This is a genomic window from Roseomonas rosulenta (genome assembly GCF_016106005.1).
Taxonomy (GTDB): domain Bacteria; phylum Pseudomonadota; class Alphaproteobacteria; order Acetobacterales; family Acetobacteraceae; genus Neoroseomonas; species Neoroseomonas rosulenta.
The window spans coordinates 15,656-30,654 of record NZ_JACADR010000025.1; the positions used below are offsets into that span (position 1 = coordinate 15,656).

Annotated in this window: 16 protein-coding genes; 4 read left to right on the forward strand and 12 right to left on the reverse strand. The window is 70.3% G+C overall.

Annotation, left to right across the window (positions count from 1 at the left end; genetic code table 11):
• Positions 1–22: 22 nt before the first annotated feature.
• The 3 genes from HW578_RS05715 to phaR all read right to left on the reverse strand — a co-directional run bounded on the left by HW578_RS05715 (position 23) and on the right by phaR (position 2,999).
• Positions 23–1,651, reverse strand: a complete 1,629-nt coding sequence (locus tag HW578_RS05715) for an ABC transporter substrate-binding protein (RefSeq protein ID WP_198369584.1) — start codon at positions 1,649–1,651, stop codon at positions 23–25.
• 195 nt (positions 1,652–1,846) lie between these two features.
• The gene (locus HW578_RS05720; protein WP_456308267.1) at positions 1,847–2,296 is read right to left on the reverse strand and encodes a helix-turn-helix domain-containing protein; all 450 of its coding nucleotides are present in this window, start codon (positions 2,294–2,296) and stop codon (positions 1,847–1,849) included.
• Positions 2,297–2,384: 88 nt separating this feature from the next.
• Positions 2,385–2,999: a polyhydroxyalkanoate synthesis repressor PhaR gene (gene phaR, locus HW578_RS05725; protein ID WP_456308268.1), complete on the reverse strand. Its 615-nt coding sequence runs from the start codon at positions 2,997–2,999 to the stop codon at positions 2,385–2,387.
• Between the two features lie 400 nt (positions 3,000–3,399).
• Between phaR and HW578_RS05730 the strand changes: the two genes are divergently transcribed.
• From HW578_RS05730 to HW578_RS05740, 3 genes are all read left to right on the forward strand, one after another.
• Entirely contained in the window at positions 3,400–4,587 is a 1,188-nt protein-coding gene (locus tag HW578_RS05730; protein WP_232478705.1) for an alpha/beta fold hydrolase, read from the forward strand.
• Positions 4,588–4,644: 57 nt separating this feature from the next.
• Positions 4,645–5,817, forward strand: coding sequence for an acetyl-CoA C-acetyltransferase (locus tag HW578_RS05735; protein WP_198369587.1), 1,173 nt, complete (start codon positions 4,645–4,647; stop codon positions 5,815–5,817).
• Positions 5,818–5,952: 135 nt separating this feature from the next.
• Complete coding sequence (locus HW578_RS05740; protein ID WP_198369588.1) at positions 5,953–6,207, forward strand: hypothetical protein; 255 nt, start codon at positions 5,953–5,955, stop codon at positions 6,205–6,207.
• A gap of 114 nt (positions 6,208–6,321) precedes the next feature.
• Here the strand turns inward: HW578_RS05740 and HW578_RS05745 are convergent, their stop codons facing one another.
• From HW578_RS05745 to HW578_RS05780, 8 genes are all read right to left on the reverse strand, one after another.
• Positions 6,322–7,197 carry a class I SAM-dependent methyltransferase gene (locus tag HW578_RS05745; protein WP_198369589.1) on the reverse strand — a complete coding sequence of 292 codons (876 nt, stop codon included), beginning with the start codon at positions 7,195–7,197 and terminating at the stop codon, positions 6,322–6,324.
• A 61-nt stretch (positions 7,198–7,258) separates the two neighbouring features.
• Positions 7,259–7,714: a phosphate-starvation-inducible protein PsiE gene (locus HW578_RS05750; RefSeq protein ID WP_198369590.1), complete on the reverse strand. Its 456-nt coding sequence runs from the start codon at positions 7,712–7,714 to the stop codon at positions 7,259–7,261.
• 51 nt (positions 7,715–7,765) lie between these two features.
• Positions 7,766–8,737 (reverse strand): acetamidase/formamidase family protein, encoded by a 972-nt coding sequence (locus tag HW578_RS05755; protein ID WP_198369591.1) that lies wholly within the window; start codon positions 8,735–8,737, stop codon positions 7,766–7,768.
• A 13-nt stretch (positions 8,738–8,750) separates the two neighbouring features.
• Positions 8,751–9,794: a magnesium/cobalt transporter CorA gene (gene corA, locus HW578_RS05760; RefSeq protein WP_198369592.1), complete on the reverse strand. Its 1,044-nt coding sequence runs from the start codon at positions 9,792–9,794 to the stop codon at positions 8,751–8,753.
• Between the two features lie 43 nt (positions 9,795–9,837).
• Positions 9,838–10,593 carry an acireductone synthase gene (mtnC, locus tag HW578_RS05765; protein ID WP_369407829.1) on the reverse strand — a complete coding sequence of 252 codons (756 nt, stop codon included), beginning with the start codon at positions 10,591–10,593 and terminating at the stop codon, positions 9,838–9,840.
• A gap of 35 nt (positions 10,594–10,628) precedes the next feature.
• Positions 10,629–11,168, reverse strand: a complete 540-nt coding sequence (locus HW578_RS05770; RefSeq protein WP_198369593.1) for a 1,2-dihydroxy-3-keto-5-methylthiopentene dioxygenase — start codon at positions 11,166–11,168, stop codon at positions 10,629–10,631.
• Positions 11,165–11,776 carry a methylthioribulose 1-phosphate dehydratase gene (locus HW578_RS05775; RefSeq protein WP_198369594.1) on the reverse strand — a complete coding sequence of 204 codons (612 nt, stop codon included), beginning with the start codon at positions 11,774–11,776 and terminating at the stop codon, positions 11,165–11,167. The genes HW578_RS05770 and HW578_RS05775 overlap by 4 nt, the downstream gene beginning before the upstream one ends.
• Positions 11,777–11,856: 80 nt before the next feature.
• Complete coding sequence (locus tag HW578_RS05780) at positions 11,857–12,123, reverse strand: twin-arginine translocase TatA/TatE family subunit (RefSeq protein ID WP_198369595.1); 267 nt, start codon at positions 12,121–12,123, stop codon at positions 11,857–11,859.
• 300 nt (positions 12,124–12,423) lie between these two features.
• On the opposite strand from HW578_RS05780, the gene HW578_RS05785 reads away from it, so the two are divergent.
• On the forward strand, positions 12,424–13,428 hold the full coding sequence (locus tag HW578_RS05785; RefSeq protein ID WP_198369596.1) for a TerC family protein: 1,005 nt from the start codon (positions 12,424–12,426) through the stop codon (positions 13,426–13,428).
• A 115-nt stretch (positions 13,429–13,543) separates the two neighbouring features.
• On the opposite strand, the gene HW578_RS05790 is transcribed toward HW578_RS05785, so the two are convergent.
• Positions 13,544–14,999: carbohydrate porin (locus HW578_RS05790; protein WP_232478707.1), on the reverse strand; the 1,456-nt coding region annotated here is incomplete at its 5' end.

Here is a 14,999-nt window from a genome sequence, read left to right on the forward strand (position 1 = left end):
GCTGAACCGCCACGCGCCATCGCTACCGCATCGTGATCGGCGTCAGGTCCTGGAACCAGGACTGCGCCTGCACGAAGCCCTGAACGCGGCGGCTCATCGCGCGCGGATTGAGGTCGTGCGCGACGAACAGGAACAGCCGGTCGTCGACGGCCTTCGCGTGGAGCTCCGCCAGCAGCCCGTCCTGCGCCGCCGGGTCGAAGGTGGTGGCGACGCGATCCATGATCGCGTCGTAGCCAGCGTCGCTGAAGAACCCCCAGTTGTTCGCCGCCGGCGGCGCCATGTCGGTCTTGAGGAAGCGGATCAGCGCCGCGAAGGGGTCATGCACCGAATAGGACACGTTGATCGCGCTGATGCCCCGCGGCGCGAGCGCACGTGCCCCTTCGCGCCACAGGCCGAGCAGCGCGTTCCATTCCACCACCTCGAAGTCGATCTCGATGCCGACCTCCTTGAGGTTCTGCTGCACAGCCTCGTTCATCGGCAGCGGCTGCATCTGGCCGGAGCCCGAGGGCGAGATCGCGACCTTGGTGCGCAGCGGGTTGCGCGCCGTGAAGCCGGCCTCGGCCAGCAGCCGCCGTGCCGCGGCGACATCGGTGCGCACCGGGTCGGAGGGACGGCCGTGCCAGGGGTGGCCCGGCGGCAGCAGCCCGGCCCCTTCCACCATCAGGTCGCCCAGCATGGTCTTCATGCCCGCGCGGTCCACCGCCAGGTTCGCCGCACGACGCACCCGGATGTCGCGCCAGGGCGATCCCTCGATCATGCTGAAATGCCAGGTCCAGGTGTGCGGGTAGGTGTTGGTCACGATCTGGAAGCCAGCCTGGCGCAGCGAGGGCACGGCATCGGGCGGCGGCGCCTCGATGAAGTCCACCTGGTTCGAGCGCAGCGCAGCCACGCGGGTATTCGCCTCGGGCAGGGGCAGCAGCACCAGGCGTTCGTGCTTCGGGATTCGCGCCGCCTCCCAGTAGTCGGGGTTGCGCACCAGCACGGCGCGTTCGCGGATACTGAAGCTCTCGAGCTTGTAGGGCCCGGTGCCGACCGCGCGGTTCAGGAAGGTGTCCCAGTTGCGCCCCGCGGCCTCCCAGGCGCCGCGATGCGTGATGCCGATCCAGGTCAGGCCGAAGGGCACCAGGCTGTCGGGCGTACGGGTCTCGACGATGAAGGTCTTTTCGCCCTCGGCGCGCCAGGACGCGATGGTGGGCATGCGGATGCGCGCCTGCGCCGCCGCGCGGCTGTCGTAATGCGGCGCGTCGTTGCGGAAGGCGCGGTCGAAGGAGAAGGCCACGTCCTCGGCCGTCATCACCTTGCCGTCGTGGAACCTCACGCCCTCGCGCAGGGTGATGATCCAGCGCTTCGAATCGGCCGGGTCGACGCTCCAGGCGGTGGCGAGGCCCGGGCGGATCACCGGCGGCTTGTCGAAGGACGACAGGTCCCACATGGCGAGCTGGTCGTAGACGGTGACGCCCATGAAGCGGTGTCCTTCCGCCCCCTGGTCGGGCACGCCGTTGGACAGCGGGATGGCGGCGGCGGTCATGCCCACGCGCAGCGTCCCGCCGGGCGCGGCCTGCGCCATGGCAAGGTCGTAGGGAAGCACCACGGCAGCGCCGAGGGCGGCACCTCCGCCCAGCAGGCGGCGACGGTTCAGGGATGACGGCATCGGGGCGACTCCGCGAAGGGTGAACCTCCTGCGCCTGTAGTCGGTTACGCCCACCCGGTGTGCAGTTACGTACAAATTGGCGCGAAATCGGGCTCCTTTTCTGTTGTCCGCACAAATTTTCGGCGTTCGCGGGCACAAAAAAACCGCCCGGATCGACGGGCGGTTTCCTGCGGCGCGTCGAGCCCCGCGCGCGGCTCAGTCGTCGCGGTCGCGCTGTGCCGCCTGGGACTGGGCCGCCAGGGCGCGAGCCATCTGGCTCAGCGCCTCCTGGTGCTTGTCGTTGTCGATCAGCGCGAAGTTGCGCGCCAGTTCGAGGAACATGCGCTGACGCTGCGAGACGGGGTGCTGTTCCCCGCCCGGCTGCAGCCCCTCGAAGAAATAGGAGACGGGCACGTCGAGCACCTGCGCGATCTCGAACAGGCGGCCAGCGGAGATCCTGTTCAGCCCACGCTCGTATTTGTGCGCCTGCTGGTAGGTCACGCCGATCATCTTGGCGAGCTGTTGCTGCGACAGGCCGAGCATCGTCCGCCGTTCCCGTATGCGGGCGCCGACGTGGTGATCGACCAGGCTCGCGCGCTGGATCGAGGGGTCGTCCTCACCGGTGATCTCGGAGGGCGGCATATGGGGAGTAGGGGTCAAGGTCATGGCGTCGTTGCCCACCCTAACGCGAGGAAGGTTTATCGGATATCAAGTTTCTCTACCTATACGCGTATCACACTATTTTCACGGAGGTCTACGACTTTGCGCGCGCACTCTGCAGCCGCGCCAGTTCACCGCGCAGGCTCTCGACCTCGGCCTTCAGGGCCTCGACCTCCGGCGCCGCCGGGGCGGCGTTGTCGTCGCGCCGGCCGAAGGGCGCGAACAGGGTCATGGCGCGTTCCATCATCGCCATGTTCTGCTTGCCCAGTTCCTCGAGGTTCCCGAAATTCGGCGGGAAGGGCATGAAGCCGCCCATGGTCTGCTCCATCGTCCGGCGCATCTGGTCCTGCTGCCGGCCGAAGGATGCCATGGCGAATTCCAGGTAGCGCGGCACCAGCCCCTGCAGGTTGTCGCCGTAGTAGCCGATCAACTGCCGCAGGAAGGCTGTGGGCAGCAGGGATTGGCCCACCTTGCTCTCTTCCTCGACGATGATCTGCGTCAGCACGGATCGCGTGATGTCATCTCCGGTCTTGGCGTCGTAGACGACGAAGTCGCGGCCATCGCGCACCATCTTCGCCAGGTCTTCGAGCGTCACATAGGACGAGGCCTCGGTGTTATAGAGGCGCCGGTTCGCATATTTCTTGACGACCACGGGTGATGCCAGGGCGTCCCCACCCTTGGCCGCCCCAGCGGCTGCGCTGCCCGCCATCGACATTCCACCCGAGCCCCATCGTTAATTAGCAAGCCTAGCATGTTCTGTGCGCAACTGCGAAAGCCGCAATATGCAACACGGCGTCCCGTCATCCATGCCGCCCGTTCCGTCCGGCCCCTCCCGGCGCTATGGTCCGCCCCGCGAGGAACCCCGATGGAAGGCCCTGAGGATTTAGATCGCCTCGCGGAGGACTGGATCGCGCTGTGGCAAAGCGAGATCGCCGGGCTGGCGGCCGATCCGGAACTGGCCGAGCAATGGGCCGCCTGGGCCGCCCTGGGTGCGGCCTGGATGCGCGCGGCCACCGCCATGGCGCCGCGCAACGCTGCGCCCGCGCATGACCGGCCCGCTGCGACGCCGGGGCCCCCGCCCCCTGCCCCTCCACCTGGGCCTGGCCGGAATGCGGGCGCTGGCGGCGACCACCAGTCTGGGCCTGCTGCCGGCGCCGAACGCGCCGCCATGGCCGAGCGCCTGGCCGAACTGGAACGCCGCCTGGCCGATCTCGAGGGCGGGCCAGGCGGAGCGGGCGCGAATCCTCGCCGACCTGGCCGCCGCCGGCCACGCGCCTGACGCGCTGGCCCGCGCCGTGGTGGCGCGGCTGCTGCGGGCCGACCGCGCGCTGATCGCCGGCATGGCCGGCTATCGCCGCCACCCCTTCACCCGCGAGGCTCCCGACCCGCCCGCCATCTGGGCCGAAGGCGGGTCCCGCCTGCTCGATTACGGCGGCGAGGGGCCGGCGGTGCTGTTCGTCCCCTCCCTGGTGAACCGTGCCTATGTGCTGGACTTGGTGCCTGAGCGATCCCTGATGCGCTGGCTGCCCGGGCAGGGCTTCCGCACGCTGCTGCTGGACTGGGGCTGGCCGGGCGAGGCCGAGCGCAACTTCACGCTGACCGACTACGTGGCCGGGCGGCTCGAGCGCGCGCTGGCGGCCGCGCCCGGACCGGTGGTGCTGGCGGGCTACTGCATGGGCGGGCTGCTCGCGGTCGCTGCCGCGCTGCGGCGGCCGGACCGGGTCCGTGCTTTGGCCCTTTTGGCCACGCCGTGGGATTTCCACGCCGGTCCGGACGGGCCGCGGCGCGCACGCACCGCCGCCGCGCTGGTCCCGGGGCTGGATGCGCTGATGGAACCCACCGGCGCGCTGCCGGTCGATGCCATCCAGTCGCTGTTCGCCATGCTCGACCCCTTTGGCGTGGCGCAAAAGTTCCGCGCCTTCGCGCGGCTCGACCCCGGCAGCGAGCGCGCCAGGCTGTTCGTGGCGCTGGAGGACTGGCTGAACGACGGCATTCCCCTGCCCGCCCCGGTCGCGCGGCAATGCCTGGCGGGCTGGTATGGCCGCAACGAGCCGGGGCGGCTCGGCTGGCGCATCGCCGGGCAGGTGGTGGACCCGGCCGCCTGGACCGGGCCGGCCTTCGTGGCGATTCCCGAGCGCGACCGCATCGTACCGCCGGCCTCGGCGGCCGCGGCGGCGGCGCGGCTGCCTGTCGCGAACACACACATCGCCGCCGGCGGGCATATCGGCATGGTCGCCGGCGCGGGTGCGGAAGCCGCTCTCTGGCAGCCGCTGAGCGCATGGCTGCGCGGCTTGTAAACGCCGCACCCGCGGGCGCATGGTGCGCCGCAAAGCCCCAAGGGAGTTCAACCAGTCATGACCGACATCGTCATCGCCTCGGCCGCCCGCACGCCGGTCGGCGCCTTCAACGGCGCCTTCGCCTCGATGCCCGCGCACGCCCTCGGCACCATCGCCATCAAGGCCGCGCTGGAGCGCGCCGGGGTGGCGGGGGCGGAAGTGGACGAGGTGATCCTCGGCCAGATCCTCTCGGCCGGGGCAGGGCAGAACCCGGCGCGCCAGGCCAGCGTGAACGCCGGCATCCCGGTCGAGCACACGGCGTTCGGCATCAACCAGCTTTGCGGATCCGGCCTGCGCGCGGTGGCCCTGGCGGCCCAGCAGATCGCCACGGGCGATGCGAAGATCGTCGTCGCCGGCGGGCAGGAGAGCATGACCCAGGCGCCGCACGCCCAGCAGCTGCGCGCCGGGCAGAAGATGGGCGACCTCGCGCTGGTCGACACCATGCTGCGCGACGGGCTGATGGACGCCTTCCACGGCTACCACATGGGCAACACCGCGGAGAACGTGGCGCAGAAGTTCCAGATCACTCGCGACGAGCAGGACGAATTCGCCTTCCAAAGCCAGCGCAAGGCCGGCGAGGCGATGGCCGCCGGCCGCTTCGCCGACGAGATCGCCGCGGTGACCGTGAAGGGCCGCAAGGGCGACGTGGTGGTCAGCAACGACGAATACCCCAAGCCCGAGACCACCCGTGAGATCCTGGCCAAGCTGCGCGCCGCCTTCGCCAAGGATGGCACGGTCACCGCGGGCAATGCGTCGGGCATCAACGACGGCGCGGCCGCGCTGGTGGTGATGAGCGGCGCGGAGGCCGCGCGGCGCGGCCTCACGCCGATGGCGCGCATCGTCTCCTGGGCGACGGCGGGCGTCGATCCGTCGATCATGGGGACGGGGCCGATCCCGGCCTCGCGCAAGGCTTTGGCCAAGGCGGGGTGGCGGCACGAGGACCTCGACCTGATCGAGGCGAACGAGGCCTTCGCGGCGCAGGCCATCGCGGTGAACAAGGACCTCGGCTGGGATACCTCGAAGGTGAACGTGAATGGGGGCGCGATCGCGCTGGGGCACCCGATCGGCGCCTCGGGCGCGCGGGTGCTGACCACCCTGCTGTTCGAGATGCAGAAGCGCGGGGCGAAGAAGGGCCTGGCGACGCTGTGCATCGGCGGCGGGATGGGCGTGGCGATGTGCGTCGAGCGGTAACGCTCGCCACGCCGCGCGGAGGGTGAACCATGCTCCGGGAGGGCCACGGCCCTCCCGGACCTGCCCGCCACCGCAGCGCTTGACAGTTTTAGGATTTTAGTCCTTTAGTGATGGCCCGACTGATGGAGGGCCACCATGACGGAACGTGCGATCCTGAAGGTTTCCCCGCAGGGGCAGGTGACGCTGCGCCGCGATGTCCTGGCGGCGCTGCGCAACCCGCGCATGCTGGAAGCCTGGGTCGAGAAGGGCACGCTGATGCTGCGCCCGGCGCTCTCGGGCAGCCTGGCGGAGGCGGAGGCGATCTTCGCGAAGCAGGGCATCACCCGCGACGTGCTGGTGGAGGCGCTGCGCATCGTGCAGCGGCGGGACAAGCGCACGGCGAAGACTTGATTTTCTTCCTATAGGCTGGTGGCGCCCGAGGCATCAAGGGAAATCTCGCCGGCCTCGGCCGCGCCTGTGCACCGCCACCGGACGGCAGCGCGCGACGGGCACCACGCGGCGCGCTCACGCCCCGAGCAGCACCACCGTCTCATGCGGCGCCACCCCGGGTGGCGTCCGCGCGATCGAGACCTTCGCGAAGCCCGCCGCCGCGGCCTCGGCCGCCCATGCCGCATCGTCGCGCAGCCGCAGGAAGAAGGCCGGGCCCTGGAAGGGATCCTGACCCGGCAGCATCACCCAGGACAGGCAGGCAAGGCCCCCCAGCGCCGCATCCGGCACCTGGCGGACCAGCAGCCAGGCGCCATCGCCCAGCGGCGCCTTCATGTGCTGCAGCCAGTGGCCCCCGAGGGCCGCCGGCGCGTCGAGGTCCTGCTGCACCAGCACCTTTCCGCCCGGGCGCAGGACGCGGCGGAACTCGGCCAGCGTGGCAGCTTCCTCCGCGGCGTCGAGGAAGTAGCCCAGCGAATTCCACATGTTCAGCACCAGGTCGATGCTGCCGGTCGCGACGGGCAGGGCGCGCATGTCGGCGGCGGCGTAGGTCGCGGACCCCTCGGCGCGGGCGGTGCGCAGGTAGCCCGGCTGGAGGTCGAGGCCGATCACGTCGAAGCCTTCGGCGGCCAGGGCGTTGGCGTGGCGGCCGGTGCCGCAGGGGATGTCGAGGATGCGCGGCCGCGGCGCCAGGTGCTCGGCAATCACGGCGCGGATGGTGGCGATGTCGCGCCGCGTGCGGGCGGCCGGGTCGCCCGCGAAGCGTTCGGCCAGCGCGGCATAGGCAGCGCCGAAATACTGGCGCGGCCAGTCGGGGTCGGGGCGCGCGGCGGCGAGGAACTCGGCGTCGGGGCAGGACCAGAGGTGGCGGGCGCTGTCCGCCGCGACCTGCCTGAACCCCTGCGCGAGGGCGGCGTCGAGCGTGGTCACCTGCGGCCAGGCCCGGTGATCCATGGGCCCTTCGGTCCCTCTCGGCGTGGGATCCGGCGGCGCCGCAGCTGTGCCCTCGCCCCGTTCAGCTCTTGCTCGCCCGTAGGATGATGACCGAGGAGATGGCCAACAGCAGGATCGCCCCCGCCTCGAAGACGATGTTCTCCGGCGCCATGTCCTTGCCCTGCAGCACGATCAGCCGCGCGAGGGCGGTGATGGCGATGAAGATCGGGTAGATGAAGGGCGAGCCGCGTCCGGTGTAGAAAACCGCGATCATGCCGATGACCTCGGTGTAGAGGAACATCAGCAGGATGTCGGCGAGGTTGACCTCCCCCGCCAGGTAGACGCGGCGGATCTCGAAGCCGGCGGCGGCCAGCGTCATGACGGTGACGACGATCAGCAACAGCTGCTCGACCGCCCGGAAGCCCCGGCCCGCCAGGGATTCCCGTTCCGCTTCGGCCTTCGGCGGCGCAAGCGCGGCGCCGCGCTCCGCCGGGCCGGGGGCCTTGTCGCCGTCGTGCTGCGTCTGCTGTCCGGTCATGATGCGCTACATGGTCGCGGCGCGCGGCTTTCCCAGCCGCCCGCGGCTGCGTCAGAACAACAGCCCCTTTTTCAGCATCCCGTGCACCCCCTTCTCCCCGTTCACCGTCTGGGTGACGCGGAAATCCACCGCCAGCGAGCAGAACTGGTAGGCATCGGCATCGCTGAGGTTGGTGCGCGAGCAGATGAAGGCGATCATCTCCCGCAGCGCCTGCTTCATCGCGAGGTCTAGGTCCTCGTTCAGCCCCATGGTGATGTAGTGGGTGCGCGTCTCGGCGCGGGGGAAGCGCAGCACCGGGTCCTTCGCGCCACCGCCCTTCACCAGCGACAGGCGGAAATGCCCGGTCAGGCAGATTTCCAGCGCGTTGATGCAGACCTCGCCATCGCCCTGCACGCCGTGGCCGTCGCCGGCGGAGAACAGCGCGCCCTCGTTGAACACCGGCAGGAACAGGGTGGTGCCCTCAGTCAGTTCCTTGTTGTCGAGGTTGCCGCCGATGGCGCGGGGCTCCTTGGTGTTGATCATGCCCCAGTCCGCCGGGGGCGCCACGCCCATCACGCCGAAGAAGGGCGCCAGAGGCAGGTCCATGCCCCCTTCCTTGGGCCCGAAGGGCAGGCGGCAGGTCATGGCCGCGCGGTCCACCGGGATATGCAGCGTGCGGCGATAGGGGAAGTCCTCCGGCAGCGTGCCAAACAGGGGGCGGAAGCCGCAGAAGCCCCAGTCGGCGCCGAGCTCGATCTTCTCGATGTCGATGCGCAGCGCGTCGCCGGGCTCGGCACCGCGCACCGCGACAGGGCCGGTGATGACGTGGGCACCCAGGCGCGGCAGCTTCTGGTGCACCTCCCGCAGCACGGGGTGCACCGCCATCATCTTCTCCTGCGGCGGCATAACCTCCGGCCCGCCGGAGAGGCATTCCAGAATCACCACCTCGCCCGGGTCGATGGTGGCGACCGGCGGGAAGGAGGCGTCGAAGGCGCCCCAGCGGCAATTCGTGAGCGATGCGGGGACGAAGGTCGGTTCGGCCATGTCGTGTCGGTTCCTACAGCCAGCCTTTGCGGCGGAAATACAGGACGGGGAGGATGGCGCTGACGATCATCAGCACCACGGCCATCGGGTAGCCGTACTCCCATTTCAGCTCCGGCATGTTCTCGTAGTTCATGCCGTAGATCGAGGCGATCAGCGTGGGCGGCATCAGCGCGACCGACGCCACGGTGAAGGTCTTGATGATGTTGTTCTGCTCCACGTTGATGACGCCGAGCACCGCATCGAGCAGGAACTGTGCCTTGCCGTTGAGGAAGGAGGCGTGCTCGACCAGCGATCGCACGTCGCGCACCAGCGTCTTGATCAGCGGCTGGTTCTCCTTGCGCACGGCATTGGCCTTCTCGGCGCCGACGAAGGCGAGGATGCGGTTGAGGCCGAGCAGCGTCTCGGAGGTGCGGGTGGTGACTTCCCCGACCTGGCCGAGCGTGATCAGCGTGTCCTTCAGCTGGTCGCCACGGTGGGTCGCCTTGGCGTCCGGGCGCGCGGCGCGGAAGGTGCGCTGGGAGGCGCGGTCCATGTCGGCGCCGACGCGTTCCAGGATGTCGGCGAGCCGGTCCACGATCTGTTCGAACAGGTGCAGCATGACCGCGTCCGGCGTGGCGAGCAGCGTGGCCGGCTGGCGCTGCGCGCGCGCGCTGAAGACGGTGAAGGCCTTGGGCGTGGCATAGCGCACCGTGACCAGCGTGGTGTTGGTGAGCACGAAGGAGATGGCGGTCGATCCGTATTCCCCGTGGTCCACGCCATAGAGGAAGTTGGCGGTGAGGAAGAGCGCGTCCTCCTCCCGGTACAGGCGCGAGGAGCTCTCGATCTCCTGCATCTCCTCGCGCGTCGGGATCTCGACGCGCAGCGCCGCCTGCACCGCCTTCTCCTCGGCCGGGCTCGGGTTCAGCAGGTCGATCCAGACGGCGCGGCGCAGGTGGTCGGGGTCGCAGACGGCGGCGGCGGCGACGCGCGCCTCTTCGGGCAGGACCGCGGTGACGTCGGAGACCGCGCCCTCGCGCACGCGGCAGCGCCCTTCCTCGACCGTCCAGGTCGTCAGCATGGCGGTCCTCCGGGGCTTGCGGCGTGAAAGGGGTCGGGTGGTTCTACCGGAGCCGCGCGGGCTGCGCCACCGGCGCCGGCAGGCCGTGCAGCCGCGCAACACCGGGGAAATCGGCGGCCTGGGCATGGCGCGGGCAACGCTGCGTGCCGTCCTCGGCGCGGACCAGCTGGGTGGTGCGCAGGCCGGCCGCGGCGGCGGCGTCGAGTTCCTCGGCAACGTCCGAGAGGAACAGGATCTCGCGCGCCGGCAGGTGCAGCCCAGCGGCAATGGTGGCGTAGGATGCGGCCTCGCGCTTCCCGCCGACCTTGGTGTCGAAGAAGCCGGCAAAGAGGCCCGTGAGGTCGCCCGCCACCGAATGCCCGAAGAGCAGGCGCTGCGCCGGCACCGAGCCCGAGGAATAGACCGCGAGGCGCAGCCCGGCCGCCGCCCAGGCGCGCAGGCACGGTGCCACATCGGGCCAGAGGTGGCCGTGCAGCCGCCCATCCTCGTAGCCCGCGCGCCAGATCAGCCCCTGCAGCGACTTGAGCGGCGTGACCTTGGCGTCCTCGGCCATCCAGCGGCGCAGCGTGGCGCGCGGGTCGTCGGCCGGGACGGCGGCACGTACATCGGCGAGGATGGCGGAGACCTCGCGGTCATCCGCGCGCGCATCGAGGAAGCCGTCGAGCGCCGCCTCCGCGAAGGGGAACAGCGTCTCCTTCACGAAGGCGATGGCGGTGGTGGTGCCCTCGATATCGGTGAGGATGCAGGCGGGCGGCGCGCCGAGCGGACTTGGCCGATTCACGCCTCCGGTGCTCGACACCGTCGGTGTCTCCGCCCCGTGGCGATCGGACACGCTCAACCGACGGTGACCGGGACGCGCGCGGCGATGTCGGAGCCCGTGTAGTGCGGCGTCCAGCCGGTGGTGTCGGTGAAGACACGCAGCGCCGTGACGTGCGGGACCTCACCGGCGTCGAACCAGTGCTTCGTGTTGGCGGGCACCGAGATCAGGTCGCCGCGGGTGCAGTGCGCGTCGTAGATCTTCCCGTCCACATGCATGACGAAGTTGCCCGCGCCCTCGTGGAAGAAGCGGACCTCGTCCTCGGTGTGGATGTGCTCGCTGAGGAACTTGGCGCGGATCGCGTCCTTCTGCGGATGGTCGGCGGTCAGGCGGATCACGTCGGCGGTGCCGGCCTTGCTTTCCTTCAGGAAGGCGTCGAGCTGCGGGCGATAGGCGGCGAGCACGGCGTCGGCCTCCGCACCCTCGGGCAGGTCGGCGAGCGGCCAGCGTTCGAAGCGCACGCCGATGGGCGCGAGGGCCTTGGCGATCGCGGCGGGGTCGGAGGTGCGCAGCGTCTCGGCGCCGGTGGCGGCGTCGCGGATGGTCAGCAGGCTCATGGCGTGCGTCTCCCGTCTTCGAGTTCACAGAGCAGCATGAATTCCAGCGCCTCGAGGCGCATCAGGGCGGCGCCCATGTCGGCACCCCAGACATAGACCCCGTGGCCGCGGATCAAGTAGCCCGGCGGCGCGCCCGGTGTCGCGTCCCACAGCGCGTCGAGCCCGGCCTGCAGGCGCGCGATGTCCTGATCGTTGTCCACCACCGGCACGTCCACCGACGTCTCGTGCGTCGGCCCGCCCGGGAAGGCCTTGAGCAGTTCGTAGCCGGCGAGGCGGATGGCGGCGCCGGCCCGGCGCGAGAGCACCGTGTTCGCCGGCGAATGGCCGTGCAGCACGGCGCCGGCCTCGGGGAAGCGGCGATAGATGCCGCAATGGAGGAGGGTCTCGTAGGAGGGCCCGGCACCGGCGCCGATCGGCGCGCCGGCGGCGTCCACGCGGATCACGTCCCCGGTCGTGAGGAAGCCCTTGTGGCAGCCGGACCGCGTGATGGCGATGTGCCCGGAGGGCAATCGGCACGAGAAATTGCCCGCGGTGGCCGGCACCCAGCCCATGGCGTGCATTCGCTGCCCGGCGGCGACGATGGCGGCGGCGGCGTGCTGGAACGGCATCGCGGATCAGGCCCCCCGAACGGCAAGGCCCCGCCACGCAGCGCGCGACGGGGCCAGCCGGTCGGCCGAAGCGTGTGGCGTCAGGCGGCGGGGCGGCCGGGCTGGGCCGGCTGCGCCTGGGTGGCGCTGGCGGTGCCCTGCTGGGGCCCAGGGATATTGCCGGCGGGCGGGGTGGCCGGGGCCTGCGCCTCCATCGAGGCGTCCTTCTCGTCTTCCTTGATGTTCGCCTTGAACGACTTGATGCCCTTGGCCAGGTCGCCCATCAGGCCGCTGATCTTGCCGCTGCCGAACAGCAGCAGGATGACCAGCAGCACGACAAGCCAGTGCCAGATGCTGAACGAACCCATGGCGACGCCTCGATCCCGTTATGGCCGCGCCCGGGGGCGCGGGTGTCTCCGTCTGAACGGGGCGCAACCTAGTGTCCCGGCGGCGCCCATGCAAATCCAGATGGGCCATCGGGGCGGCGTCCGCAACGGGTCTTGACATCGATACGCCGGTCGACCATCTGGCGCCTCTGATCCGGGCCCCTCTGGCGGCCGCCCGCCCATCCGTGGGGGGCGTCCGCGATGTCGGATCGCGTGGGAAATCGCGCGATCACGGCCCCCTCTCTGTGCCCGTGATACGCGCCAGAGAGGAGGTATTGGGGGATGGAATTCTTTTCGGCGGAATGGCTCGGCAAGCCCTTGTGGATGTGGAAGGGCTTCCTGGCGGTCGTGCTGGTGCTGCTCGCCTTCGACCTCGGCGTGCTGAACCGCAAGGACAAGGAGATGGGGATCGCCCAGAGCCTGTGGCTCTCGGCCTTCTACATCGGCTTCGCGACCCTGTACGGCGCGGGCATCTGGTGGGCCTACGAGTCCGGCGAGCTCACCACCAGCGACGGCACCCATGCCGGTGTCGCGTATTTCACCGGCTTCTTCATCGAGAAGGCGCTGTCGATCGACAACGTCTTCGTCATCAGCCTGATCTTCACCTATTTCGCCATCCCGCGGCAGTACCAGTACCGCGCGCTGGTCTGGGGGATCATCGGCGTGATCGTGCTGCGCGGCATCATGATCGCGGCCGGTGCGGCGCTGGTGCAGCAGTATTCCTGGGTGCTCTACATTTTCGGTGCCTTCCTGATCGCCACCGGCATCAAGATGCTGGTCGTGCCCGAGGGCGAGCAGGACATCTCGCAGAACCCGGTCGTGAAGTTCATGCGCAAGCACATGCGCGTATCGGACAACCTGCACGGCCAGAAGTTCTTCGTGCGGGAGCCCGATGCCAAGACGGGGGCGATGGTGCGCGTCGCCACGCCGCTGTTCCTGGCGCTGGTGGTGATCAACATCGCCGACCTGATCTTCGCGGTGGATTCCGTGCCGGCGATCTTCGCCATCACGACCGACACCTTCATCGTGTACACCGCGAACATCATGGCCATCCTGGGCCTGCGGGCGCTGTACTTCGCGCTCGCGGCGATGGTGCACCGCTTCCACTACCTGAAGTATGCGCTGGCGCTGGTGCTGGTGTTCATCGGCGGCAAGATCTTCTGGAACCAGATCGTGGGGAAGGTGGATCCGGCCATCTCGCTCGGCGTGACGCTGGCGATGATCCTCGCGGGCATCTTCTACTCGCTGTGGAAGACCCGGAAGGATACGCCGGTCCCGGCGGAGTGAAGGGACCGCAGAAGGTTACGCGGCCCGGGGTCCGCCCCGGGTCCGCTGCGACGCGGGGCCGGGTTGCGCGGCCCCGCGCCGGGGACAGGGCGGCACACCGCCCTGCCCGCCCGCATCAGAAGCGCAGATAGGTCCGCGCGCCCACCACCAGCGCGTTGCGCCCCGGCACGCCGCTCGGGTGCCAGACATGGGCGAGCATGGGCTGGATGTTGAAGCCGGGCAGGATCTCGGCGCGGTAGGTCAGTTCCAGGTTCATCTCGTAGTCGCGGACCGGCTGGTTGCTGCCGGTCAGGCGGTTGCGGTCGCGATCGTAGTCGCGCGCGCCCGTCGCGTAGCGGGCGTACATCATGCTCAGCCCGAAGGCATCGCCCGGCCGGTCCGGCACCAGGCCCGCGACGACCACGCCGCCATCGACGTAGAAGCCGATCTCGCTGCGGTCCTGCGGGCTTGCCGAGATGCGCCCGAAGGCGGTCACGCCGCTGGCGGAATCGCCGCCCGGCGGGCGATAGAGCTGCTGGTCCAGCACCGCGTAGATCCCGCCATTGCCCCGCCGCCGCAGCGGCACGCCGGAGCCCTGCGGGTCGGCCAGCGGCGTGCGGTCATAGGCCAGGCGCTGGTCGTCGAAGCCGCCCAGATGCGCCCAGCCACCCAGCTTCACCACGCGCGCGAGGCCGGTGTCCTGCTCGCCCTGGTTGGTGCGGAACTCGGCCTCGGCGAAGAACAGCGCGGGGTCGTTGACGCGGAAATTGGTGCCGTAGCGGTTGCGCCGCTGCTCGTCGCCGGTGCCCGGGCCGGCCGGGTCGCCGTTGAAGATCGCGAGTTGCAGGATGACATCCTCGACCGGCTCGACGCCCACCAGCACGCCCGGCGTCGCCAGCGGATAGGCCGGCCCGCCGCTCGGCAGGTTGAGCGCGCTGATGGTCGCGAAGTCGCTCTGCAGGAACAGCGCCGAGGTGGCCGAGAAGAAGAACGAGACATCGGCGGCGAGCTGCCCGGCGCGCACCCGCACCATGCCGTCGAACAGCTTCTGCTCCAGCCACAGCTCGGACAGCCGGATGGTGGGATCGGCCTCGATCGCGGCGATGGTGTTGATGCCGCCGACATAGTCGCGGCGCATGCGCCCGGTGTTGTGGATCAGGAAGCCGTTGGCGAAGAAGCTGAGGCCGCTCAGCCCCGCCAGCCGCTCGAAGTCGATCGACAGGCTGGGTTCGAGCAGGCCCTGGGTGATCGTGCCCCGGCGCGCCCCGCCCGAGACGTTCGACAGCACATCCGCGCGGTACCAGAGATTGTAGGTGATCCCACGCTCGGCGAGCCAGGCGCGGGCGCCCCAGGGGTCGCCATTGCCGGGCAGCGAGGTGGCGATGGAAGGCACCGGCACGCCGCCTGGCCCGTAGTCGGGCTGGTCGGCCCGCGCCGCGCCGATTCCCGCGAGCAGCAGTGCGCAGCACGACCAGCGCAGGCCGGTCATCGCCGGGCCCTCGGCGGACCGTACGCGGGCGAGCCGCCACCCGGCGCGCGGCCAGCGGATCACGCCCGCCGGCACCGCGGCTGCGCGACGCCCGTGCCCGGCG